This window comes from Agromyces sp. Soil535 (genome assembly GCF_001428255.1).
GTDB lineage: Bacteria > Actinomycetota > Actinomycetes > Actinomycetales > Microbacteriaceae > Agromyces.
In genome coordinates this window covers 450,470-469,635 of the sequence record NZ_LMRW01000012.1, presented here as the reverse complement: position 1 = coordinate 469,635, position 19,166 = coordinate 450,470, and the positions used below count along the sequence as shown (strand labels likewise).

The 19,166-nt window shown below is 71.1% G+C and carries 25 protein-coding genes; 10 read left to right on the top strand and 15 right to left on the bottom strand.

What is annotated here, in order from left to right:
• The first annotated feature begins 61 nt into the window (after positions 1–61).
• The gene (locus ASG80_RS11550; RefSeq protein ID WP_056730667.1) at positions 62–388 is read left to right on the top strand and encodes a hypothetical protein; all 327 of its coding nucleotides are present in this window, start codon (positions 62–64) and stop codon (positions 386–388) included.
• 69 nt (positions 389–457) lie between these two features.
• Entirely contained in the window at positions 458–1,099 is a 642-nt protein-coding gene (locus ASG80_RS11545; RefSeq protein WP_056730665.1) for a DedA family protein, read from the top strand.
• Here ASG80_RS11545 and ASG80_RS11540 read toward each other — a convergent pair.
• From ASG80_RS11540 to ASG80_RS11525, 4 genes are all read right to left on the bottom strand, one after another.
• Positions 1,074–1,703, bottom strand: coding sequence for an FMN reductase (locus tag ASG80_RS11540; RefSeq protein WP_056730663.1), 630 nt, complete (start codon positions 1,701–1,703; stop codon positions 1,074–1,076). The genes ASG80_RS11545 and ASG80_RS11540 overlap by 26 nt on opposite strands.
• Positions 1,700–2,941 carry an LLM class flavin-dependent oxidoreductase gene (locus tag ASG80_RS11535; protein ID WP_056730662.1) on the bottom strand — a complete coding sequence of 414 codons (1,242 nt, stop codon included), beginning with the start codon at positions 2,939–2,941 and terminating at the stop codon, positions 1,700–1,702. The genes ASG80_RS11540 and ASG80_RS11535 overlap by 4 nt, the downstream gene beginning before the upstream one ends.
• A gap of 72 nt (positions 2,942–3,013) precedes the next feature.
• A complete protein-coding gene (locus tag ASG80_RS11530; protein ID WP_082590206.1) occupies positions 3,014–3,790 on the bottom strand; it encodes a fructosamine kinase family protein in 777 nt (258 codons plus the stop codon).
• Positions 3,791–3,864: 74 nt separating this feature from the next.
• Complete coding sequence (locus tag ASG80_RS11525; protein ID WP_056730660.1) at positions 3,865–5,484, bottom strand: M28 family peptidase; 1,620 nt, start codon at positions 5,482–5,484, stop codon at positions 3,865–3,867.
• A gap of 153 nt (positions 5,485–5,637) precedes the next feature.
• Here ASG80_RS11525 and ASG80_RS11520 point away from each other — a divergent pair, with 153 nt between their 5' ends.
• Positions 5,638–6,438, top strand: coding sequence for a glycosyltransferase family 2 protein (locus tag ASG80_RS11520; protein WP_082590165.1), 801 nt, complete (start codon positions 5,638–5,640; stop codon positions 6,436–6,438).
• A 19-nt stretch (positions 6,439–6,457) separates the two neighbouring features.
• Here ASG80_RS11520 and ASG80_RS11515 read toward each other — a convergent pair whose 3' ends face one another.
• Positions 6,458–7,429: an alpha/beta fold hydrolase gene (locus tag ASG80_RS11515; RefSeq protein WP_369816249.1), complete on the bottom strand. Its 972-nt coding sequence runs from the start codon at positions 7,427–7,429 to the stop codon at positions 6,458–6,460.
• 130 nt (positions 7,430–7,559) lie between these two features.
• On the opposite strand from ASG80_RS11515, the gene trxA reads away from it, so the two are divergent.
• Entirely contained in the window at positions 7,560–7,961 is a 402-nt protein-coding gene (trxA, locus tag ASG80_RS11510; protein ID WP_056730658.1) for a thioredoxin, read from the top strand.
• A gap of 36 nt (positions 7,962–7,997) precedes the next feature.
• Here trxA and ASG80_RS11505 read toward each other — a convergent pair whose 3' ends face one another.
• From ASG80_RS11505 to ASG80_RS11495, 3 genes are read right to left on the bottom strand one after another with little or no spacing between them, the layout of a single operon-like run.
• On the bottom strand, positions 7,998–8,609 hold the full coding sequence (locus ASG80_RS11505) for a hypothetical protein (RefSeq protein WP_056730656.1): 612 nt from the start codon (positions 8,607–8,609) through the stop codon (positions 7,998–8,000).
• Positions 8,610–8,647: 38 nt separating this feature from the next.
• On the bottom strand, positions 8,648–9,535 hold the full coding sequence (locus ASG80_RS11500) for an LLM class flavin-dependent oxidoreductase (protein ID WP_056730654.1): 888 nt from the start codon (positions 9,533–9,535) through the stop codon (positions 8,648–8,650).
• Between the two features lie 9 nt (positions 9,536–9,544).
• Complete coding sequence (locus ASG80_RS11495) at positions 9,545–10,543, bottom strand: DMT family transporter (RefSeq protein WP_082590163.1); 999 nt, start codon at positions 10,541–10,543, stop codon at positions 9,545–9,547.
• Positions 10,544–10,636: 93 nt separating this feature from the next.
• Between ASG80_RS11495 and ASG80_RS11490 the strand changes: the two genes are divergently transcribed.
• Entirely contained in the window at positions 10,637–11,182 is a 546-nt protein-coding gene (locus ASG80_RS11490; RefSeq protein WP_056730652.1) for a CGNR zinc finger domain-containing protein, read from the top strand.
• Between the two features lie 223 nt (positions 11,183–11,405).
• Here ASG80_RS11490 and rpsO read toward each other — a convergent pair whose 3' ends face one another.
• The 3 genes from rpsO to ASG80_RS11475 form a co-directional block, all read right to left on the bottom strand.
• Positions 11,406–11,675, bottom strand: coding sequence for a 30S ribosomal protein S15 (gene rpsO, locus ASG80_RS11485; RefSeq protein WP_056730651.1), 270 nt, complete (start codon positions 11,673–11,675; stop codon positions 11,406–11,408).
• Positions 11,676–11,852: 177 nt separating this feature from the next.
• Positions 11,853–13,112: a HipA domain-containing protein gene (locus tag ASG80_RS11480; protein ID WP_235508281.1), complete on the bottom strand. Its 1,260-nt coding sequence runs from the start codon at positions 13,110–13,112 to the stop codon at positions 11,853–11,855.
• Positions 13,090–13,371, bottom strand: coding sequence for a helix-turn-helix transcriptional regulator (locus ASG80_RS11475; RefSeq protein ID WP_056730649.1), 282 nt, complete (start codon positions 13,369–13,371; stop codon positions 13,090–13,092). The genes ASG80_RS11480 and ASG80_RS11475 overlap by 23 nt, the downstream gene beginning before the upstream one ends.
• Before the next feature lie 128 nt (positions 13,372–13,499).
• Between ASG80_RS11475 and ASG80_RS11470 the strand changes: the two genes are divergently transcribed.
• The 3 genes from ASG80_RS11470 (at position 13,500) to ASG80_RS11460 (ending at position 15,301) form a co-directional block, all read left to right on the top strand.
• Positions 13,500–13,865: a DUF488 domain-containing protein gene (locus ASG80_RS11470; RefSeq protein WP_056730648.1), complete on the top strand. Its 366-nt coding sequence runs from the start codon at positions 13,500–13,502 to the stop codon at positions 13,863–13,865.
• 86 nt (positions 13,866–13,951) lie between these two features.
• Positions 13,952–14,386: a CHRD domain-containing protein gene (locus ASG80_RS11465; RefSeq protein ID WP_235508280.1), complete on the top strand. Its 435-nt coding sequence runs from the start codon at positions 13,952–13,954 to the stop codon at positions 14,384–14,386.
• A gap of 75 nt (positions 14,387–14,461) precedes the next feature.
• Positions 14,462–15,301, top strand: coding sequence for a hypothetical protein (locus ASG80_RS11460; protein ID WP_056730645.1), 840 nt, complete (start codon positions 14,462–14,464; stop codon positions 15,299–15,301).
• 27 nt (positions 15,302–15,328) lie between these two features.
• Here ASG80_RS11460 and ASG80_RS11455 read toward each other — a convergent pair whose 3' ends face one another.
• A complete protein-coding gene (locus ASG80_RS11455; RefSeq protein ID WP_056730643.1) occupies positions 15,329–16,171 on the bottom strand; it encodes a CPBP family intramembrane glutamic endopeptidase in 843 nt (280 codons plus the stop codon).
• Between the two features lie 97 nt (positions 16,172–16,268).
• Between ASG80_RS11455 and ASG80_RS11450 the strand changes: the two genes are divergently transcribed.
• Both ASG80_RS11450 and ASG80_RS11445 read left to right on the top strand, forming a co-directional pair.
• Positions 16,269–17,393, top strand: coding sequence for a M4 family metallopeptidase (locus ASG80_RS11450; protein ID WP_082590160.1), 1,125 nt, complete (start codon positions 16,269–16,271; stop codon positions 17,391–17,393).
• A gap of 52 nt (positions 17,394–17,445) precedes the next feature.
• Positions 17,446–17,802, top strand: a complete 357-nt coding sequence (locus tag ASG80_RS11445) for a protealysin inhibitor emfourin (protein ID WP_056730641.1) — start codon at positions 17,446–17,448, stop codon at positions 17,800–17,802.
• On the opposite strand, the gene ASG80_RS11440 is transcribed toward ASG80_RS11445, so the two are convergent.
• The 3 genes from ASG80_RS11440 to ASG80_RS11430 form a co-directional block, all read right to left on the bottom strand.
• On the bottom strand, positions 17,759–17,962 hold the full coding sequence (locus ASG80_RS11440; RefSeq protein ID WP_156401795.1) for a hypothetical protein: 204 nt from the start codon (positions 17,960–17,962) through the stop codon (positions 17,759–17,761). The genes ASG80_RS11445 and ASG80_RS11440 overlap by 44 nt on opposite strands.
• Positions 17,963–18,121: 159 nt before the next feature.
• On the bottom strand, positions 18,122–18,493 hold the full coding sequence (locus tag ASG80_RS11435) for an FKBP-type peptidyl-prolyl cis-trans isomerase (RefSeq protein WP_056730636.1): 372 nt from the start codon (positions 18,491–18,493) through the stop codon (positions 18,122–18,124).
• Positions 18,494–18,744: 251 nt separating this feature from the next.
• Positions 18,745–19,164 carry a DUF779 domain-containing protein gene (locus tag ASG80_RS11430; RefSeq protein WP_056730634.1) on the bottom strand — a complete coding sequence of 140 codons (420 nt, stop codon included), beginning with the start codon at positions 19,162–19,164 and terminating at the stop codon, positions 18,745–18,747.
• Between the last annotated feature and the right edge of the window lie 2 nt (positions 19,165–19,166).

The following is a 19,166-nucleotide window of genomic DNA, read 5'->3' as shown; positions in this document are numbered from 1 at the left end:
GACGAGTCACCGGCGACTCATCGCGCCGGCGCGGCGCCCGCCCGATGAAGGGAATGCGCAGATGACGAAGTACCTGGTGCTCTACCACGCCGACGTGGGCGCGGAGGAGCAGATGCAGCAGTCCGAGGAGGCCGGTGAGGCCGGCATGCAGGCGTGGATCGACTGGGCAGGGAGGACTGGACCGGCGCTCCTCGACTTCGGGACGCCCCTCGGCGTGGCCCGCGCGGTGACCAGCGGCGGCACGACCACTCCAACGACGACCGTGGCCGGCTACTCGATCGTGGAGGCCGCAGACGCGGATGCCGCCGCAGCGCTCATGGAGGGGCATCCGCACCTGGAGGTCGGCACGATCCAGCTCCACGAGGCGCTCGAGGTGCCCGGCATGTGACGGGAACCGCATCGCGGACGGACCCCGGCGCGACGCCTCCCGTTCACCCGGGGGCGCTAGAACGGGCGGGTGGACGACGCCTGGATCACTGCATTCGCGGACTCGCCCTGGCTCGTCCCGGCGCTCTTCGCCCTCGTGGTCTGCGACGCCTTCCTGGTCGTGCTGCCGAGCGAGACCGCCGTGGTCGCCCTCGGCGCACTCTGGGCGACCACCGGCGCTCCCCCGCTCGCCATGATCGTGCCCGCGGCCGCAGCCGGGGCGGTGCTCGGCGACGGCCTCTGCTACCTGATCGGGTACCGCATCGGCCTGGACCGCTGGCGGTGGCAGCACGAGGGACGGGTCGGCGCCGCCATCGAGCGCGTGCGCAGGACCGTGCACCGACGCACGGCCGTGCTCGTGTTCACGGCGCGCTACGTGCCGTTCGCGCGCATCGCGGTGAACCTCGCCGCCGGTGCCGGCCAGGTGCCGCTGCGCCGCTACCTGCCGCTCTCGTTCGCGGCCGGCACGGCGTGGGCGTGCTACAACGTCGCAGTCGGCGCGATCGTCGGCAGTGCCCTCCGCGATGTGCCGCTCCTCGCGGTCGCGGTCTCCATCCCGATCGCGATCGTGCTCGGCCTCGTCGTCGACCGGGCCGTCGCGGGGCTCGACGCCAGGCGCGCGCCCAGCCCCGATGACGAACCGGGGGCTACTCCCCCGACAGCCCGCCGATGAGGTGCCCGAACGGGCGCTCGAGCGCGAACGGGTCGTTCACGAAGTCCGACCTGTCGGTCTGTTCGACGAGGTCGGCGAACTCCTTCGCGCCGCGGAAGATGCGGTCGGGCAACGATCGGACACCGTCGTCACCGCCGCCCCAGTCGCCCGTCGCGGCGAACACTCCCGTCGTGACCGGGATCGCGTGCAGGTAGGTGAACAGCGGCCGGATGGCGTAGTCGATCGCGAGCGAATGCCTGGGTGTGCCACCGGTCGCGCCCATGAGCACCGGCAGATCGGTGAGCGCCTGCGGGTCGATCACGTCGATGAACGACTTGAACAGGCCCGCGTAGCTCGTGGTGAAGATCGGCGTGACCGCGATGAGTCCGTCGGCCGAGGACACCGCGTCGAGCGCCTCCTCCAGCTTCGGCGGCGCGAAACCCATGAGGAGGTGGTTCGTGATGTCGTGCGCGAGGTCGCGCAGCTCGAACGTCTGCACGTCGACCTCGACCCCTCGCTCTCGGAGGATCCCCACCGCATCGGCGGCGAGTCGATCCGCCAGCTGGCGGGTGGAGCTGGGGGTGCTGAGACCCGCGGAGACGACCACGATGCGCTTGGCGTTCATCGCACGACCTCCTTGCGGGTCGCGGCGGGCCCGAAGGCCGCGCCGGCCTGCCGGCTCGAACCGGACTGCGCAGCCTCGACCGACGCCGTGTCCCGGTACGGGGAACCCACGGTCAGGTTGTCGCCGCGGTTCGCGTTCGGCGTCGCCTGGCGGGGCGCCTGGTCGCCGTACTTCGCCCTCACGAGCGACGCGTGGGTCGGCGCATCGGGCACGTCGGCCGGGCGGTCCTTCGCGAACTCCTTCCGGAGCACCGGGACGACCTCCCCGCCCAGCAGGTCGAGCTGCTCGAGCACCGTCTTCAGCGGCAGGCCGGCGTGGTCGAGGAGCCAGAGCTGGCGCTGGTAGTCGCCGACGTAGTCGCGGAAGCCGAGCGTGCGGTCGATGACCTCCTGCGGGCTGCCGACCGTCAGCGGGGTCTGCTGGCTGAACTCCTCGAGGCTCGGCCCGTGGCCGTACACCGGGGCGTTGTCGAAGTACGGACGGAAGTCATTGACCGCGTCCTGCGAGTTCTTGCGCATGAAGACCTGGCCGCCGAGGCCCACGATCGCCTGCGCGGCGGTGCCATGGCCGTGGTGCTCGTAGCGCTGGCGGTACAGCGCGATCATGCGCTCGGTGTGCGAGGCCGGCCAGAAGATGTGGTTCGCGAAGAAGCCGTCGCCGTAGAAGGCGGCCTGCTCGGCGATCTCGGGGCTGCGGATCGAGCCGTGCCACACGAACGGCGGCACGCCGTCGAGCGGACGCGGCGTCGAGGTGAAGCCCTGCAGGGGCGTGCGGAACTTGCCGGACCAGTCCACGACGTCCTCACGCCACAGCCGGTGGAGCAGCTCGTAGTTCTCGAGTGTCAGCGGCAGGCCCTGCCGGATGTCCTTGCCGAACCAGGGGTAGACCGGCCCGGTGTTGCCGCGGCCGAGCATGAGGTCGGCGCGACCGCCCGAGACGTGCTGGAGCATCGCGTAGTCCTCGGCGACCTTCACCGGGTCGTTGGTGGTGATCAGCGTGGTCGCCGTCGAGAGCTGGAGCGTGGAGGTCTGCCCGGCGATGTACGCGAGCGTCGTCGTCGGTGAGGACGACCAGAACGGCGGGTTGTGGTGCTCGCCGAGGGCGAAGACGTCGAGCCCGACCTCCTCCGCGTGCTTCGCGATCGTCAGGGTCGCCTGGATGCGCTCATGCTCGGTCGGGGTGCGACCGGTGGTGGGGTCCTGGGTGATGTCGCTGACGGTGAAGATTCCGAACTGCATCTCGCCCTCCTGGGCTTTCGTCGTACTCCATGCGTTTGCATGCAATCGTATCGAACGGATGCCGCACCTGATCTATTCCCGCATCCGTCGGGCCAGTTCCGACACGGCCTCGGCGGCCGCGGCCAGGGCGATGCCGTAGCCCCGGCCGTGGCCGGCGGCGTGGACGGCGAGCGGATGCAGCTGGTGCAGCGGGATCCGCTCACGCCACCCTGGGCGCAGCGGCGCCGCCGCGTCGTAGGCCGCGAGCACGTCGTCCAGGAACGGGCAGCCGAAGAGGTCGAGCATCGCGAGGTCGGTCTCGCGGTGGCCGCCGTGCGCCGCGGGGTCGATGAGCACGATGCCGTCGGGCGACCAGAGCACGTTGCCATTCCACAGGTCGCCGTGGATCCGCGCCGGCGGCTCGCCGTCGTCGAACGCGCCGGCGGCGACGGCGTCGAGCGCCGTGCGGACGAGCCGACCCTCCGTCGCCGTCGTGTTCCCGACCTCCTCGGCGATCTCGAGGTACGGCAGCACCCGGTCTCGTGCATAGAACGCGCCCCAGGTCGGCTCGCTCGCCACGGGCAGCGGACGCCGGCCGATGAAGAGCGGACCGTCCCATCCGTCGGGCGGAGACCCGAACGCGCGGGCGCCCGCCGCGTGAGTCCGAGCGAGGGCAGAGCCGAACGCCGCCGCCGCCGTCCGGTCGGGACGTGCCTCGTCGACGCGCTCCAGCTCGATGCGGCCGGGCGAGACTACCGCGACGCCGACCGTTCGGACTGCCCCGGCGGCCGCGAGCCACGCGAGCCCCGCCGCCTCGGCCTCGAAGAACCCGTCGGGTGCGTCCTCGCGGCGCTTCACGATGGTCTGCACCGACCCAGTCTCGCGCACGAGCGCGGGGCCCGTCGCTGACGCGACGGGCCCCGCTGGGTTCGATCGATCCGGGCTCAGTCCGTCTCGGTCGGACCGTGATCGTGGTCGGGGGAGAGACCGCCGCCGCTCGGAACGTTGACGGTGCCCTTGGGTCCCGCCGGCAGCGGCAGGTCGAGACCGCCCGAGATGTCCACCCCCGCGATGCCGTTCACCGACTCGGTCGAGTACGAGTACGCGAGCACGGCCAGCGCGATCGCGTCCACGTTCACGTCGAACGCCGCCTCATTCACGTTGTCGATCGTGTCGCACGCCTGGTGGTAGCACTGGTCGTAGGACTCACCGGCGATGCCGCCCCAGATCGCCACCTGGGCCTCGGTCTTCTGGACCTCGGCGCCCGTGAACAGGCCGCCCGCGGGGATCCCGCTGCGGATGAACGCGTCGTAGTCGCTCCGCCCGCTGAACTGCGCGTCGTCGTACGGCACGCCCGCCCAGGTGTAGTAGCTCTCGAAGAGGTCCTCGATCTGCACCGAGCCCTCGGGGATCGGCACGCCGGCCGGGGCGGGCCAGCCGGACTCGTCACCGTCGTACACCATGAAGATGGAGTTCGGCGAGGCGACCATGTCGAAGTTGAGGTAGAGCGCGATGCGGTCCTTCTCCTGCTGGCTCAGCTCCGCGACGTAATCGCGCGAACCGACCAGGCCGCTCTCCTCGGCGCCCCACCAGGCGAGCCGGATGGTGTTCTGCGGCTCGAGCTTCGAGATGTTCTCGGCGAGCTCGAGCAGCGCCGCCGAGCCACTGCCGTTGTCGTTGATGCCCGGACCGGCCTGGACCGAGTCGAGGTGCGCACCGGCCATCACGACGTTGCCGTCGTTGACGCCGGGCAGCTCCGCGATGATGTTCTTCTGCGGACGCGACTCGGGCAGCGGCACGAAGATGTTGGCGCTCGAGTCTGCCCGCGAGAGCGCGGCGCCCTGGTCGTAGCTCGCGCCGACGACCGGGATGCCGACGACGTTCGGGCCGCCGAGGGTTCCCACGATGAGATTCATGCGCGCATCGGTGGCGAGGTCGCCCTGGTTGAAGATGACCACGCCCGCGGCGCCGGCGGTCTGGGCCTTGATCGCCTTGTCGGCGAACGTGCAGCCTCCGCGCTGGATCAGTGCGATCGTCCCCGCCGGGAAGCCGGCGAAGTCCGCGTCGTTGCATCCACTGGTGCTGGTGTTGCCGAGCCCGAGCTGGAGGTCCACGGGCGTCACGGCGGCCGTCACGTTCCCGGGTCCGCTTCCGGTGAAGGGACCGGTCGGGTACTCGGCCTCGATCGGCGTGAGCTGCGTCAGCGACGACGGCCCGACGTAGGTGTAGGGGAACTCGTCGATCGTGACGTCCCAGCCGACGCCCTGGAGCACGTCCACGACGTAGTCGACGCTCGCCTCGTAGCCCGGCAGCCCGGCGGCACGAGTGCCGTCGTTCTCGTCCGCGATGGCCTGGAGCGCCTCGAGGTGCTCTGTGGCGCCGTCGGCGTCGACGCATTCCAGCAGCTTCGCGACGGTGTTGTTGTTCTGGTTGTCGCACTTCGCCGCGGGCGCCCCCGGCGCCGCGACTGCCGCCCCGGCCGGGACGAGTGCGATGGTGAACGCCGCCGCCGTCGCGATCGCAACGGTCTTGGCGCGTCTGGAAAGTGGTGCAGATGGGTACATCGTCATTCCTTCCGACGGGCACCGCCGTTGGAGCCCGTTGAGGCGAGAGCCTAGGGAAACCCTGTGGCGCAGGGGAACCCCGGTTTCGACATCCGGGACCGCGACGCACGAATCGTGCGTTGGGCGCGTGGGCCGATGGCTAGACTCGCCGTGATGGGCACGATTTCGGTCATCATCCCGAGCCTGAACGACGCGGACTTCCTCGCCGCGTGCCTCGACGCGCTCGCGCAGCAGACCCGCCCGGCCGACGAGGTGATCGTCGTCGACAACGGCTCCACGGATGCCACGGCCGAATTCGCACAGGCCGCAGGAGCTCGCGTCGTCGACCAGCCGCTGCGCGGTATCTGGCCCGCGACGGCGGCCGGCCTCGACGCGGCATCCGGCGACCTGCTCGCGCGCCTCGACGCGGACTCGGTGCCCGCGCCAGACTGGCTCGCCCAGGTCGAGCGGCGGATGTCGCAGCGCGACCGACCGACGGTGGTGACCGGGTCGGGCGTCTTCTACGGCGGCACCGCGCCACGCCGCTGGATCGCGCGCCACATCTACATCGGCGGGTACTTCTACTGGATCGGGATCCTGCTCGGGCATCCGCCGATCTTCGGCTCGAACTACGCGATACGAGCCGACGCCTGGCTCGCCCTGCGCGAGATCGTGCACCGCGACCGGGCCGACCTGCACGACGACCTCGACCTCGCCTGGTGGATGCAGCCGGGCATGAGCGTCGTGTACGACCGGGCGCTCATCGTGGGCGTGTCCGCGCGGCCGCTCGCCAGCGTCTCCGAGCTCGCGCGCCGCGTGCGCATGGCCTTCCACACGCTCGGCGTGGAGTGGCGCGCGTGGCCGCCGTTCGAGCGCCGCGCCGTGCGTCGCATCGGAGACGACCTCCTGTCGCCGGCGATCCTCGCCGAGGCGGCCGAAGCCGATGGCGACGGCGAGGAGCCGCTGCCCGTGTGAAGCTCGCGGGTGGCCCGCGCTACGGCGTGACGCCGGACTCGCCGAACAACGCCATCATGTCGCGTACGAGCTGGTGCGGTGCGGTCTCGCACGGGCTATGCCCCGTCGGGTAGACCGCGAAGCGTGCGCCGATCTCGCGGGCGAACCGCTGGTGCAGCTCGCGCGGCCACAGGTCGTGCGCCCCGACGGCCACGAGTTTCGGCACGGGCGACGCCGCGAGCCGGGTGCGCACGTCGGGCGTCTGCATCATGAGGCCGATGATGTCGTCGACGCTCTCGCGGCGGGTGAGCGCGAAGCGTTCCCGCACGAACGCGAGTCGTCGCGGCGGCACGCGGTTGAAGTTGTTGCGGATGCCCCAGAGCATGAGCCCGGCGCCCTGCCGTGGCGAGGTGAATCCGCTGATCGGCCCGATGCGCTTCACCCCGCGGAACGCCTGACCGGACTCGGGCGGCGCGCTGAGCAGCGTGAGGCTCGCGAACCGATCCGGACGCTCGAGCAGCGCGAGCTCGGCGACCGTTCCCGCGAAGCTGTAGCCCAGCACATGGGCTCGCCCCGCGCCGTCATCGAGCACGGCGAGCATGTCGTCGAGGAAGAGCCGCTCGTCGTACCGCGGGCGTGGCGGGTCGAGGTTCCACGGGCCGGCTTCCCACGACTCGTACTGCCCGGCGAGGTCGTAGGACTCGACGCGGTACCCGGCCGCCGCGAGGAGCGGCATCATCAGCACGAAGTCCTCCTTCGAGCCGGTGGCGCCGGGCACGAGGACGACGCGCGGGCCGGTCGCCGGGCCGAGCGCGACGCGGGCGAGCGCGCCGCTCGGCGCCTCGAAGCTCGACGCCTCGGTTTCGGGCGGGAACGCCCGCCAGTCGAGGTCGGGGATCGCCTCGTCGAGCGCGCGCGCCGTGTCGGTGGCATCCGTCGGCTCCGTCGCAGCGTCGTCGGGTGACGAGCCGCGCCGACGGAACGAACCGAGCACTCCTCCGAATGCGACCACGGCTTCACGATACCGGTGCGCGGCCACCCCAGTGGGCGGGCACGCGACGGTCGGCGCCGCGGCATTCGCTCATGGGTCGCGCACAGCGAACACATGACGAGTGCCCAGAGAGGCCACGTAGGCTGTGCGCATGGCTACCGTCGCGCTGACCCTTGAGAACTTCGAGCAGACGATCCTCGGCGGCGGCACCGTCTTCGTCGACTTCTGGGCGGAGTGGTGCGGCCCGTGCCGCCAGTTCGCGCCCAACTACGAGGCGGCGTCCGAGGCGAACCCCGACCTGACCTTCGCGAAGGTCGACACGGAGGACCAGCAGCAGCTCGCGGCCGCCATGAACATCACGTCGATCCCCACGATCATGGCGTTCAAGGACGGCATCGGCGTCTTCGCGCAGGCGGGCGCCCTGCCTCGCCCCATGCTCGACGACCTCATCTCGCAGGTGCGGGCACTCGACATGGACCGCGTGCGCGCCGAGCTGGTTCGGCAGGAGACGGAGCAGGCGGTCGGCTCGTCGCAGGTCAGCGAGGCCTCCTGAGTCCTGCCCCCGGTGGGCGGATGCCGCGGCGCGCCGTCAGCCCTCGGGCGCCTCGAGCGCTTCGAGCCCGCTGAAGTCGAGCTCGACGGCGTAGGGGCGTGACTCCCCGGTGACGATCGCCGGGACCCGCACGAAGGCGCCGCGCTCGCGCATGCCGTCGAGCAGCTCGACCCAGCGCTCCTCCGCGACCCGGCCCAGGAACCCGGCGTGCCGCGGGCGATCGCCGCCGACCAGCTGCACGCCGATGCGATACCGCCGCGAGAGCCAGCGGCTCGCGCGCGGCACGAGCACCGCGTGCTGCTCGGGTCCGCCGAACAGGCGCGCCAGCTCGATCGCGGGCTGATGCCGGTTCGTGTCCTCGACCGGAACCACCGAGCGCACCACCCGCTCCCGACGTGGGGCGTCGATCACGTCGAGCCCGTCGAGGCTCGAGAGATCGCCCCACTGGTCGGGGTTCGTGCGTCGGGTGGCGCGCACGAGCGAGGCGACGAACCACCCGAGCGCGGCGAGCACCACCAGCACGAACGGCCAGAACAGCACGGGGGGCGCGTCGGGGCGGATCACGCCCGTGAACAGCAGCAGCACGATCACCACGAGCAGCGGGAACGGCTCCCAGGCGAGCAGGGGCTTCGAACGCGGCGCGGGCATGGGATTCAGGCTATCGCCCGGCGGGCGGGCACCCCGTGTCAGCGCAGCGCGGGCAGCCGGGACGCCACTTCGTCGAGCACCGATTCGTCGCCGGCGTAGAGGCCGTGGTCGCGAGGCCAGTGGGAGACGACGTCGGTGTAGCCGAGTTCCGCCGCGCGCCCCACGGCGTCCTCGAACGCGCCGACGGTCGCCAGGCTGTACATGGCCTCCGAGTCGAGCGACAAGGTGCGGCTGATCGTGACGGGGTCTCGTCCGACCGCGGCGCACGCGTCGTACAGCCGCTCGATGGACTCGCCGGCAGTGCGCCACCACGCCGCGTCGTCGTCGACGACGCCGGCGGTCGTGACCCAGCCGTCGCCGATGCGAGAGGCCAGCGCGAGGGCCTTCGGTCCGATGGCGGCGAGGTGCAGCGGCATCCGCGGATGCTGCGACGGCTCGCCGACCATACGTGCGCCCGACGCCGTGAACCACTCCCCCTCGAAGGAGATGCCGCCGGAGCCGGGCTGCTCGAACCGGAGCAGCATGTCGAGCGCCTCCGCGAACTCGGCGAAGCGCGCGAACCGCTGTCGCGGGGTGAGCTCGGGCTGGCCGAGTACGTAGGCGTCGAAGCCGATGCCGCCCGATCCGAGGCCGAGGAGCACCCGGCCGCCAGAGACCTGGTCGACCGTCGCGACGTCCTTCGCGAACGGCACGGGATGCCGGAAGTTCGGCGACGCGACGAATGTGCCGAGCCGGATGCGGCTCGTCACCGTGGCCGCCGCGGTGAGCGTGGGCACGGTGGCGTGCCACCGCTCGCCGGCGAGGCCGCGCCACGCTAGGTGGTCGTAGGTCCAGGCGTGGTCGAAGCCGTAGTCCTCGGCCGCGCGCCACCTGCGCGCGGCCTCGGGCCAGTCGGCCTGCGGGAGGATGACGATGCCGAAGCGCATGGCGCGAGTCTACGACGCGTCGGCCGGTCGGCCCGTGACGCTCGGGACCACGCGCTCGGGCACGGACACCAGATCGACATCGACGGCGCGTGCCCCCGCCGCGGGCGCGCGGCGCTCGAGGCGCACGAGCACGATGCCGCCCAGGATGAGCAGGCCGCCGAGAAGCTGCACCGGCCCGATCGCCTCGCCGAGGAGCGCCCAGGACACGACCGCAGCGAAGACGACCTCGGAGAGGCCGAGGAACGAGGAGAGTCGCGCGCCGAGCAGGCGGATCGCCTGGATGCCGGCGACGTAGGCGAATGCGGTGGAGATGGCGCCGACCATCAGCACCGGCACCCACCAGGGGGCGGAGCCGCCGAAGAACGCGACGTCGGTGAATGCGGCCTCGAACGGCACGAGCCCCGTGAGACCCGCCAGTCCGAGCACGAGACTGCCGATGACGCATCCGACCGCGGCGAGGGCGATCGGCGGCACCCCCACGTCTGCGCGTTCGCCGAGCACGTAGTAGACGGCGACGCCAAGCATGGCGACCGCGGCGATCACGACGCCGAACGGGTCGAGCGCGCCGCCGGCGGGGCCGATGACGAGCACGAGGCCGGCGATCGCGACGACGGAGCCCGCGAGCACGACGAGCTGTGGCGCGCGACGCGTGCGCAGCCAGGCGAACGCGACGAGTGCCACGGGCGCCAGGTACTCGATGAGCAGCGCGGTGCTCACGGGGATGCGCGAGATCGCCGTGTAGAACGCGAGCTGCACGCCGGCAACGGCGATGACGGCGTAGACGAGCACGGTCCACTTCGCGCGCCAGAGGGGGCGCAAGTCGAACCTGAGCGCGATGAGGCCGGGCACCGCAAGCAGGAGCGCCGCCACCGTCACGCGGAAGAACACCGCGGCGCCGGGCGACCAGCCCGATTCGAGCAGCGGTTTCACGATGGCGCCGCCCGCGCCGAACGCGAGGCCGGCCGCGAGGCCGAGCAGGATTCCGACGATGCCGCGTGAACCACGCATCCGGCGTTCCTCCGTTCGCTGGCGAGTCGAACCATGTCATGCCCGAAACTCGCTATACTCATTACATTACTGGACCGGTGCGTCAGGAGTCAAATGTTTTTCACCCATGACACGGAGGCCGCCCTCGGCTTCGTGGCGGCACTCGCCGACACGGTGCCCGAGGCATCCGATTCGGGCGATGACGAGCTGACGACGCCCGCTGAGCTTCATGCCCTGCTCGACACGTGGAAGTACTCGGGCCGCCGCGACGGCGACGATCGCGAGCTCCGCGAGGTGCGCGACGCCCGCGCCCGCCTTCGCGCGCTCTGGCTGCTCGACCGCGACGATGCGGCCGACGCCGTCAACGCCCTGCTCGCCGAGGCGCGTGCCCTCCCCCGCCTGGTGCGTCACGACGACATCGACTGGCACATCCACGCGACGGAGCTCGACGCCCCGCTCGCCCGGCGCATCCTGGTCGAGGCGGCGATGGCGCTCGTCGACGTCATCCGCTCCGACCAGATGGACCGCCTGCGCGTCTGCGGCGCCGACGACTGCGAGGGCCTCTACGTCGACCTCTCGAAGAACGCCTCGCGCCGCTTCTGCAGCACGCGGTGCGGCAACCGCATGGCGGTGCGGGCGTACCGGGCGCGCACGGCCTGAGCCCGCCGCCCGGAGCGACGAGACGCCGTCCGATCCCGATACGGCGCAGCGGGGCGCCGAGGACATGCTCGACCGCATCGCGGCAGGCATGGATCAGGGGCTGATCTGAGCCTCGCGGCATCCGCCCGGGAATGACGAAGGCCCCCGACCCTGCTCGATCGGCAGGGCGGGGGCCTTCGCAAGAAGTTCGCGGTGTCAGCGAGAGCCGCGCGGTCTGTCGCGCTTAGCGGCGCAGCCCGAGACGCTCGATGAGCGAGCGGTAGCGGCTGATGTCGACGTCGGCGAGGTAGCCGAGCAGTCGACGACGCTGACCGACGAGGAGGAGCAGGCCACGACGCGAGTGGTGGTCGTGCTTGTGCTCCTTCAGGTGCTCGGTGAGGTCCTTGATTCGCTTCGTGAGGAGCGCGATCTGGACCTCGGGGGATCCAGTGTCACCGGGGTGTGTCGCGTACTCTTCGATGATCGCCTTCTTGACATCGGCTTCAAGTGCCATAGATGGGATCCCCTCTCTCTTCGTTGCGCGCTGCCCGGGGCCTTGTGCCTGGGCTCTCTTGATGCGCGGCCGTCATGACGGCAACCGAAGAAGTCTACCAGAGGGGATGCTGCGGGGCGGACGCGCGGCAGCGCTCCCGCGAAGGGGTGGCGTGACGTCGGCGGGCGCTGTATCGAGTCATCCGGCGTTCCGAGCCCACCCCGCAGGTCGCCCGTCGAGCAGGTTCCGCGTGAATCGGGCCACGTCATCGCGGAGCGCCGGGTATGCCTCCGGGTGCGGGACCTCCTCCTCCACGAACTGCTCGATTCGCTCGAGGGTCGGGCGGGCGAGTTCTGACAACCTCGGGGACCACGATCCGAGCTCGCGTTCGAGATCGTCGAGCGTCACGTCGGCGTGACGGTAGACGCCGTTCACAGCGAGTGCCAGCCGTCCATCGTTCGGCTGATGCATCAGTGGCACGAGGTCGTAGGCGGGCGCGAGCGTCGCGGCGCTGCGATACGGATGCAACAGGGCAAGGTTCTTCAGGTGCAGGTCGACATCGCCGAGTGCGACCGCAAGCATCATGAGCCGGGCCAGGCGAGCGACGGATGCCGCGTCGGCGGTCGTCGCGAGCAGCCGCTGCACCCGCGCCAGCGACGCCGCGCCGCCCTGCTCCTGGTACTTCTGCGTACGCGGGATGGCGAGGGCCTGGCAGAAGTCCTCCTGGTGCACGCGACCGGTCGGCGAGTCCTCCGCTCGGTCGTAGCGCTCGATCACGAGCGTGTCGAGCCCGGCGAACTCGGTGACGGTGACGCCGTAGTCGAGCAGCCCCAACCGCCGACCGATCCTGAGGCCGTACTCCTCGTCGAAGATCATCGTGGGGTACCGGTCGGGGCGGGGCTTGAGGATGTGCGTCGACGGGTAGCCGTCGAGCACGCGGTGCCACTCACCGTCCACCTGGGCGAGCACCGCCTTGGGCTGCACGCCGTTGAGGGAGGTCTTCCCCGCCGGGGCGAGGTTGCCGAGCGGCTGGCCGATCGGATCGCGGAGCATCCGCGCGATCTCCCGTTCGGTCACGGGCATCGATCGCGGCTCGCGCGGCTCGCCGGGCTGTGCCGGATCGTAGATCTGGAGTGCACCCGCGACATCCCGCCCGAATCGCGCGAGGAGTCCCGGCACGTCGTACTCGGGAAGGCGGGCCTGGGTGGCGAGATCAGTCAGCAGGTCACCCTCGGGGAGGAGCTCGGCGAAGAAGTTGCGCCGTCGCGCCGAGTGCGCACGATTCGCGGTCGGCACGAGCGGGATCGCCTCCGAGAGCACGGTGCTGCCGAGTTCGAACCGCTCGAACGCGTCGGCGGCGGCACGGAACTCGAACCGGCGCCAGTCGTCACCCAGGAGGTGGCCGACGAGCTGGCCGTAGAGTTCGACGGCGAGCTCACGCATGGTCGGCCCCGGCATCACCGGCGTCTCTACCATGGTCGCCGGTTGTGGCCGCATCGTCGATCTCGGCGTAGAGCCGCACGCCGGTCGCCCGGAGCATCGCGAAGAGGCGGTCGGTGAGCTTGCCCGGCTTGCCCGCCTCCATCTCGGACACCCACCGCTGCGTCAAGCCGAGTTCCGCTGCGAGCTCGCGTTGGCTCATGCCGCGGGCGAGCCGCCCCTGCTGCAGCATCAGCCCGAGCGTCGCGGCATTTCGCACCTGTCCGCGAAGCGCCATGGTCGCCTCCTGATTACGATTTCGTAGTCATAGTACACGACTACGAAAAGGTAATCAACGAGGATGACTACGTTTTCGTAGTCATCGCGTCGGGTGACAACGGCCTCACACCGCGGCAGACTGGCGCCATGGGGTTCGCGATCAAGCGCGTGTACGAGCCGCCCGCGGCATCCGACGGCTACCGGGTGCTCGTCGACCGGCTCTGGCCGCGCGGGATCTCCAAGGAGCGCGCGGGGCTCGACGAGTGGGCGAAGGACGCTGCGCCCTCCCCCTCGCTGCGCACCGAGTGGCACCACCATCGCGAGCGGTTCTACGAATTCGCGGCACGGTATCGCGACGAGCTCGATGAGAACCCCGCCGCAGAGGCGCTCCTCGCAGCCGGTCGGGCGCACGAGCGGGTCACCCTGCTGTTCGGCGCGCGCGACGAGCAGGTGAACCACGCCACGGTGCTGCTCGGGTGGCTGGCCGACCACGGGGCATCCGTCGAGCACTGACGGGACCGGGGACATGCACCTTGTGGGCTCCGGCGCTGCGGCGTAGCGTGCCGACTGACCCGAGGAAGTGAGCATTCACCATGTTGATGACCCACCGAACGAGAACCACCGCCCTCGCGCTCGCCGCAGCGGCGGCACTCACCCTCACCGGCGCCGGAGCGGCCCAAGCGGCACCCGCCATCCCGCTGACCACCGGGCAGGAGGTGCCCGCGCCGACTGACGGCGGGGCGCACGGCTTCTTCTCCTACGAGATCGGTGAGGGCGAGCTCTGCTTCACGCTCGAGGTGACGGGGCTGACGACGCCCGCGGTCGCCGCGCACATCCACGTCGCACCCCGGAACGTGCCGGGAATCGTCGTCGTGCCGCTCGTCGTCGTGAACGACACGAGCTTCGAAGTCGACACGTGCGTGCCGGCCGACCAGGCGGTGCTCGATGCCATCGAGGAGGACCCGAGCGCGTACTACGTCAACGTGCACACGTCGATGAACCAGCCCGGGGAGATCCGCGGTCAGCTGAAGTAGGAGCGGCAGCCCCTCGGATCGGGGACTTCTCCCACCGTACCGACCAGGTGTAGCCTCCACTCGGATCGGGGGGCCATGGCCGGGAACGACGGTGACATCGACGCCGACGGGGACGCCGACGCCGACTCCGACGCGCGAGCCGAGCTCGAAGCGCGGATCTACTCGCGCTCCGGGGCGGACGAGCCGCGCATCGCGCGATTCGACGACGAGACCGGTCGAGTCCTCGAACTCACGACGAGCGAGTGGCGACTCCTCGAATTCGAGCGGGGTAGGCCGGCCCCGGTGACGGACGGCGCCGACGATCAGGCGAGTGGGTCGGCGGACGCATCCGAACAGCGTCCCGCAGCCACGACGACGCCACGACGACGGATGTCGCCGCTCGCAGCCGGTGCCATCGGCTTCGCCGTCGGCGTCGGCCTGCTCGCCGCCTGGTTCGGGATCAGCGCCGCGGTGGAGCGACGGGGTGGCTTCGAGGTCACGATCACGCCGACGCCGGCGGCCGACGCCGATGCGACGCTTCCCGCCGCGGCCGCGCTCGACTACTTCCGCGACCCCCGTCGGGGCGATGGCAGCCTCCCCGGATGGCTGAACGCGACCTTCGAGCGTTCCGGTGTCGCGCGGGTCATCGGGCCCGACGGGCCGGCTCCCGGCGCGACGGTCTACGCGGCGATCTCGCACGACGAGATCGCGTGCCTCATCGTCATCCTCGAGTCCAACGGGATCGAGTGGAACTGCAGCTCCGTGGAACGAGTGCTCCACCGAGGAATGACGATGCACGCCCTCATCCCCCGCGACCTGGGCGGGCACACCGACCCCGACGGCGACGGCGTCATGGGAACCGCCTCGGACGCGAATGTGCTCACCGTCGAGTGGAACGCGGACGGCTCGTTCACGATCACGCGTCACGAACCCTGATCTGCGCGAAGAACAGGTGCCCCGGCCTCACGGCGCAAGCAGGAAGATCGGCGGCACGCCCGTGTGCGCGTACACGATCACGAGGAACACCACGAGGTCGAACAGCAGGTGCACCGTGATCACGTACGCGAGCGACTTCGTGAGCGTGAACGTGTAGCCCTGCAGGAGCGCGAACGGGACGGTGAGCAAGGGCCCCCAGCTCTGGTAGCCGAGCTCCCAGAGGAACGAGACGAACACGATCGACTGCAGCAGGTTCGCCTGCCACACCGGGAAGTGCCGGCGCAGCAGCGCGAACACCGTGCAGACGAAGAACAGCTCGTCCCAGATGCCCACGGCGTTCACGCCGACGAAGAGGCGCGCGATCTCGTCGGGCTCGGTCACCGTCGGCCAGTTCGTGTAGACGCCCGACGTGATGAAGTAGAACGGCAGGATCAGCCACCCCGTGAACGCCACGAGCAGCAGGTATCCCCACTGCACGCGCGTCCAGCGATGACCCGCGCGCCACGGGAAGCGGATGACGCGTTCGCCGAACACGAAGCGCGAGATGACGTAGGGCACCGCCACCGCGAGCGAGAGCACGGTGCCCATGAGGAGCATGTTCCCGTAGCCGATGTCGGCCGCGACCGAGATCGTCGAGATGATGGCCTGGCCCAGCGCGATCAGCGAGAGGTCGGGCAGGAGACGACTCGTGCGGCCGGAACGGTCCGTGAGCCAGGCCGCCACGAGACCGGCGACGAGCAGTGCGTAGCCCGCGAGCGGCAGCATGACGCCGAACAGCAGCACCGCCGCACCGCACACGAGCACGGCCGGCACGAGCCCGATCGGGTGGGTGCGGACCGCTGGATGGGCGGTGAGCGCGGCGGTGGACACGCTCCCAGCATCGCAAGCGCGGATGCGGGTGGCAAGTCGCCGCGTGACAGCGGCGCGTGGGCGCGCCGCTGTCGGCCAGACGTGCCACGATCGGTGCATGACGCGGATGCCCCGGCCCTACCCCCATCCGTCGCCGCACGCGGCGATCGTGCCGCCGTACCTGCTCGCGCGCATCGCGACCGCCGACGACCCCCGCTTCGACGCCGCAGCCGACGCCGCGCGCCGGTCGCTGCTGCGCGACGCTCCGATGCGCGAATGGCGCGCCGCCGGCGAGCTGCCGTCGTTCATCGCCCCCGAGCACCCCGCGCGCGACGAGCGCCCCGCCGCCGCACCCGGTACGGCTCCACAGCCCGACCGGCGCATCTCCGACGCCGAGCACGACGACAAGCTGCCCGGCCGGCTCGTGCGCCGCGAGGGCCAACCGCCGTCTGGCGACCTCGCGGTCGATCAGGCCTACGTCGGGCTCGGCGACACGTTCGAGCTGTTCGCCCGCGTGTTCGCACGCGACTCGATTGACGGTGCCGGCATGCCGCTCGAGGCCACCGTGCACTACGGCGATCGCTACGACAACGCCTTCTGGGACGGCGAGCGCATGGTGTTCGGCGACGGCGACGGCGAGGTGTTCAGCGGGTTCGCCGGCTCGCTCAGCGTGATCGGGCACGAACTCGCGCACGGTGTGACCGAGCGCACGGCGCGCCTGCGTTACCAGGGGCAGTCCGGCGCGCTGAACGAGCACGTGTCCGACGTGTTCGGCGCCCTGGTCGAGCAGTACTCGATGGGGCAGGATGCCGCGTCGGCCACCTGGCTCATCGGCGAGGGCGTGTTCACCGACGCCGTCGAGGGTCGCGCCATCCGCTCGATGAAGGAGCCCGGCACCGCCTACGACGACGACCTCCTCGGGAAGGACCCGCAGCCCGACCACTTCGACCGCTACATCGAGACCGACGAGGACAACGGGGGCGTGCACCTGAACTCGGGCATCCCCAACCGGGCGTTCGCGCTCGCCGCGCTCGAGCTCGGCGGCTTCGCGTGGGAGACGGTCGGCCGCGTCTGGTACGACGTGCTCACCTCGGGGCGGCTGCGTCCCGACACGGACTTCCACACGTTCGCGGCCGAGACCGTGCGAGCGGCCCGGGAGCGGTACGGGCGCACCTCCCGAGAAGCGCGGGCGGTCGCCGGCGGCTGGGCGGCCGTCGGGATCGAGGTGCCGCCGACGTCCTGACCTGCGGCCCCCCGCCGCTGCGGGCCGGGGGGCGCGGGAGTACCATCGCGGCATGGACGTCATCGTGTCGCGGAGCGGCGGCCTGGCGGGCCTTCGGCTCACGTGGGAGGTGCGCGTCGACGAACAGCCAGACGCCGACGACTGGTACATCCTGATCGCGGAGATCCCCTGGAGCCAGCCGCCGCCTGCGCCGCCGGAGCCCGACCGGTTCGTCTACCGCATCCGCTGCGCGCCGCACGAGGCCACCCTCGCCGAGCGACAGCTCGTCGGGCCGTGGCGAGAGCTCGTCGACCGCGTGCAGGAGACCACTGAGCCCGAGCGGGCGAGGCCCCGCGCCGGGGCATCCGATGACGGGCGGCGGCCGCCTACGCCGGGATCGACGCGGTCGCCGCGGAAGCCGCAGGACTGACCGCCGTGCGGTTGTCCCGAACGACGCCGAGGGCGATGAGCCCCTGCGCGCCGAGGTGGGCGGCGAGCATCGCCAGATGCAGCAGCAACAGCGCGACGTACGGCGCGAAGGCCAGGGGGATGCCTCGTCGGTCGCCCGCGTCGGGCTGGGATGCAGTCACGTCGTCGTGCCTCTCGATGGTCGTCACGCCCCGGGGGCGCGTCGCCGTCCCACGAGGGGCGGATGACGCGCCGCGGCATCCGACCCCCCACCAGCGCCAGGCATGCCGAAGGCCGGCGGGATCACGCCGGCCGGCCTTCGGAGTCGGATGCTGCGGGGCTCAGCTCACGCCGAGCAGGTCGATCACGAAGATGAGGGTCTTGCCGGAGAGCTGATGGCCGCCGCCCGCCGGGCCGTAGGCCTTCTGGGGCGGGACCGTGAGCTCGCGGCGCCCGCCGACCTTCATGCCGGGGATGCCCTCCTGCCAACCGGCGATGAGCGCCTGCAGCGGGAAGTTGATCGACTGGCCACGGCTCCATGACGAGTCGAACTCCTCGCCGGTCTCGTACTCGACACCGAGGTAGTGGACGTCGACGGTCGAGCCGGCCGTGGCTTCCGCGCCGTCACCCACGACGAGATCCTCGATGACGAGCTCGACGGGGGCCGGACCCTCGGGGGCGTCGACCTCGGGCTTGCTGTTGGTGTCAGTCATGCGTTCCATCCAAACGGAGTCGGCGCGCGTGGACAACCGTCCACTCCCCTCTTGCGCTGACTGCGAACATCACGCAATCTGGAATCCGAGAACTCGTCGCCTGGTAGAGATGTCGGCAGTGCCACACCACAGGGCGGCGAGTTTCCTTGTGCGGGGGCATGGCCCCCGATGGGGAAACGGGCAGGCGGCGCACCGCCCCGTGGTGCAGGTATGGCAGGGCCGGCGCCACCCGAACGGCGCCGACCCGCTGGTCATCCCTCCATGAGCCGTGAGCGGATCAGAAAGCGCACCCCCTCCGGCGCCTCCACCGAGAATCCGCTCCCCCGGCCGGGCACGACGTCCACGACCAGGTAGGTGTGCCGCCAGTAGGCGAACTGCTCCGAGGACATCCAGAACGGCGCGACGCGCGACTCGCCGTCGGGGCCGGGCCCGAGGTCGAGCTCGCCGAGCAGCACGTCGGCGGCGCTCGTCACGAACTCGCCCGCCGGGTAGCACATCGGGGCGCTGCCGTCGCAGCATCCGCCCGACTGGTGGAACATGAGCGGCCCATGGCGCCGCCACAGCCGATCGAGGAGGGCGGCCGCCGCGGGCGCGAGCTCGACCCGCGGCGAGGCCTCCCCCGCGATCGTGATCGTGCCGACGATGCGGCGCGCCAGTTCGTCGACGGACATCG

What these genes read in the sequence shown, in the direction of transcription:
- ASG80_RS11550 (WP_056730667.1), top strand. Translation starts at nt 62, where the DNA reads ATGACGAAGTACCTGGTGCTCTACCACGCCGACGTGGGCGCGGAGGAG.
- ASG80_RS11540 (WP_056730663.1), bottom strand. Translation starts at nt 1,703, where the DNA reads ATGAACGCCAAGCGCATCGTGGTCGTCTCCGCGGGTCTCAGCACCCCC.
- ASG80_RS11535 (WP_056730662.1), bottom strand. Translation starts at nt 2,941, where the DNA reads ATGCAGTTCGGAATCTTCACCGTCAGCGACATCACCCAGGACCCCACC.
- ASG80_RS11525 (WP_056730660.1), bottom strand. Translation starts at nt 5,484, where the DNA reads ATGTACCCATCTGCACCACTTTCCAGACGCGCCAAGACCGTTGCGATC.
- ASG80_RS11520 (WP_082590165.1), top strand. Translation starts at nt 5,638, where the DNA reads ATGGGCACGATTTCGGTCATCATCCCGAGCCTGAACGACGCGGACTTC.
- trxA (WP_056730658.1), top strand. Translation starts at nt 7,560, where the DNA reads ATGGCTACCGTCGCGCTGACCCTTGAGAACTTCGAGCAGACGATCCTC.
- ASG80_RS11505 (WP_056730656.1), bottom strand. Translation starts at nt 8,609, where the DNA reads ATGCCCGCGCCGCGTTCGAAGCCCCTGCTCGCCTGGGAGCCGTTCCCG.
- ASG80_RS11500 (WP_056730654.1), bottom strand. Translation starts at nt 9,535, where the DNA reads ATGCGCTTCGGCATCGTCATCCTCCCGCAGGCCGACTGGCCCGAGGCC.
- ASG80_RS11495 (WP_082590163.1), bottom strand. Translation starts at nt 10,543, where the DNA reads ATGCGTGGTTCACGCGGCATCGTCGGAATCCTGCTCGGCCTCGCGGCC.
- ASG80_RS11490 (WP_056730652.1), top strand. Translation starts at nt 10,637, where the DNA reads ATGTTTTTCACCCATGACACGGAGGCCGCCCTCGGCTTCGTGGCGGCA.
- rpsO (WP_056730651.1), bottom strand. Translation starts at nt 11,675, where the DNA reads ATGGCACTTGAAGCCGATGTCAAGAAGGCGATCATCGAAGAGTACGCG.
- ASG80_RS11480 (WP_235508281.1), bottom strand. Translation starts at nt 13,112, where the DNA reads ATGCCGGGGCCGACCATGCGTGAGCTCGCCGTCGAACTCTACGGCCAG.
- ASG80_RS11475 (WP_056730649.1), bottom strand. Translation starts at nt 13,371, where the DNA reads ATGGCGCTTCGCGGACAGGTGCGAAATGCCGCGACGCTCGGGCTGATG.
- ASG80_RS11470 (WP_056730648.1), top strand. Translation starts at nt 13,500, where the DNA reads ATGGGGTTCGCGATCAAGCGCGTGTACGAGCCGCCCGCGGCATCCGAC.
- ASG80_RS11465 (WP_235508280.1), top strand. Translation starts at nt 13,952, where the DNA reads ATGACCCACCGAACGAGAACCACCGCCCTCGCGCTCGCCGCAGCGGCG.
- ASG80_RS11460 (WP_056730645.1), top strand. Translation starts at nt 14,462, where the DNA reads ATGGCCGGGAACGACGGTGACATCGACGCCGACGGGGACGCCGACGCC.
- ASG80_RS11450 (WP_082590160.1), top strand. Translation starts at nt 16,269, where the DNA reads ATGACGCGGATGCCCCGGCCCTACCCCCATCCGTCGCCGCACGCGGCG.
- ASG80_RS11445 (WP_056730641.1), top strand. Translation starts at nt 17,446, where the DNA reads ATGGACGTCATCGTGTCGCGGAGCGGCGGCCTGGCGGGCCTTCGGCTC.
- ASG80_RS11435 (WP_056730636.1), bottom strand. Translation starts at nt 18,493, where the DNA reads ATGACTGACACCAACAGCAAGCCCGAGGTCGACGCCCCCGAGGGTCCG.
- ASG80_RS11430 (WP_056730634.1), bottom strand. Translation starts at nt 19,164, where the DNA reads ATGTCCGTCGACGAACTGGCGCGCCGCATCGTCGGCACGATCACGATC.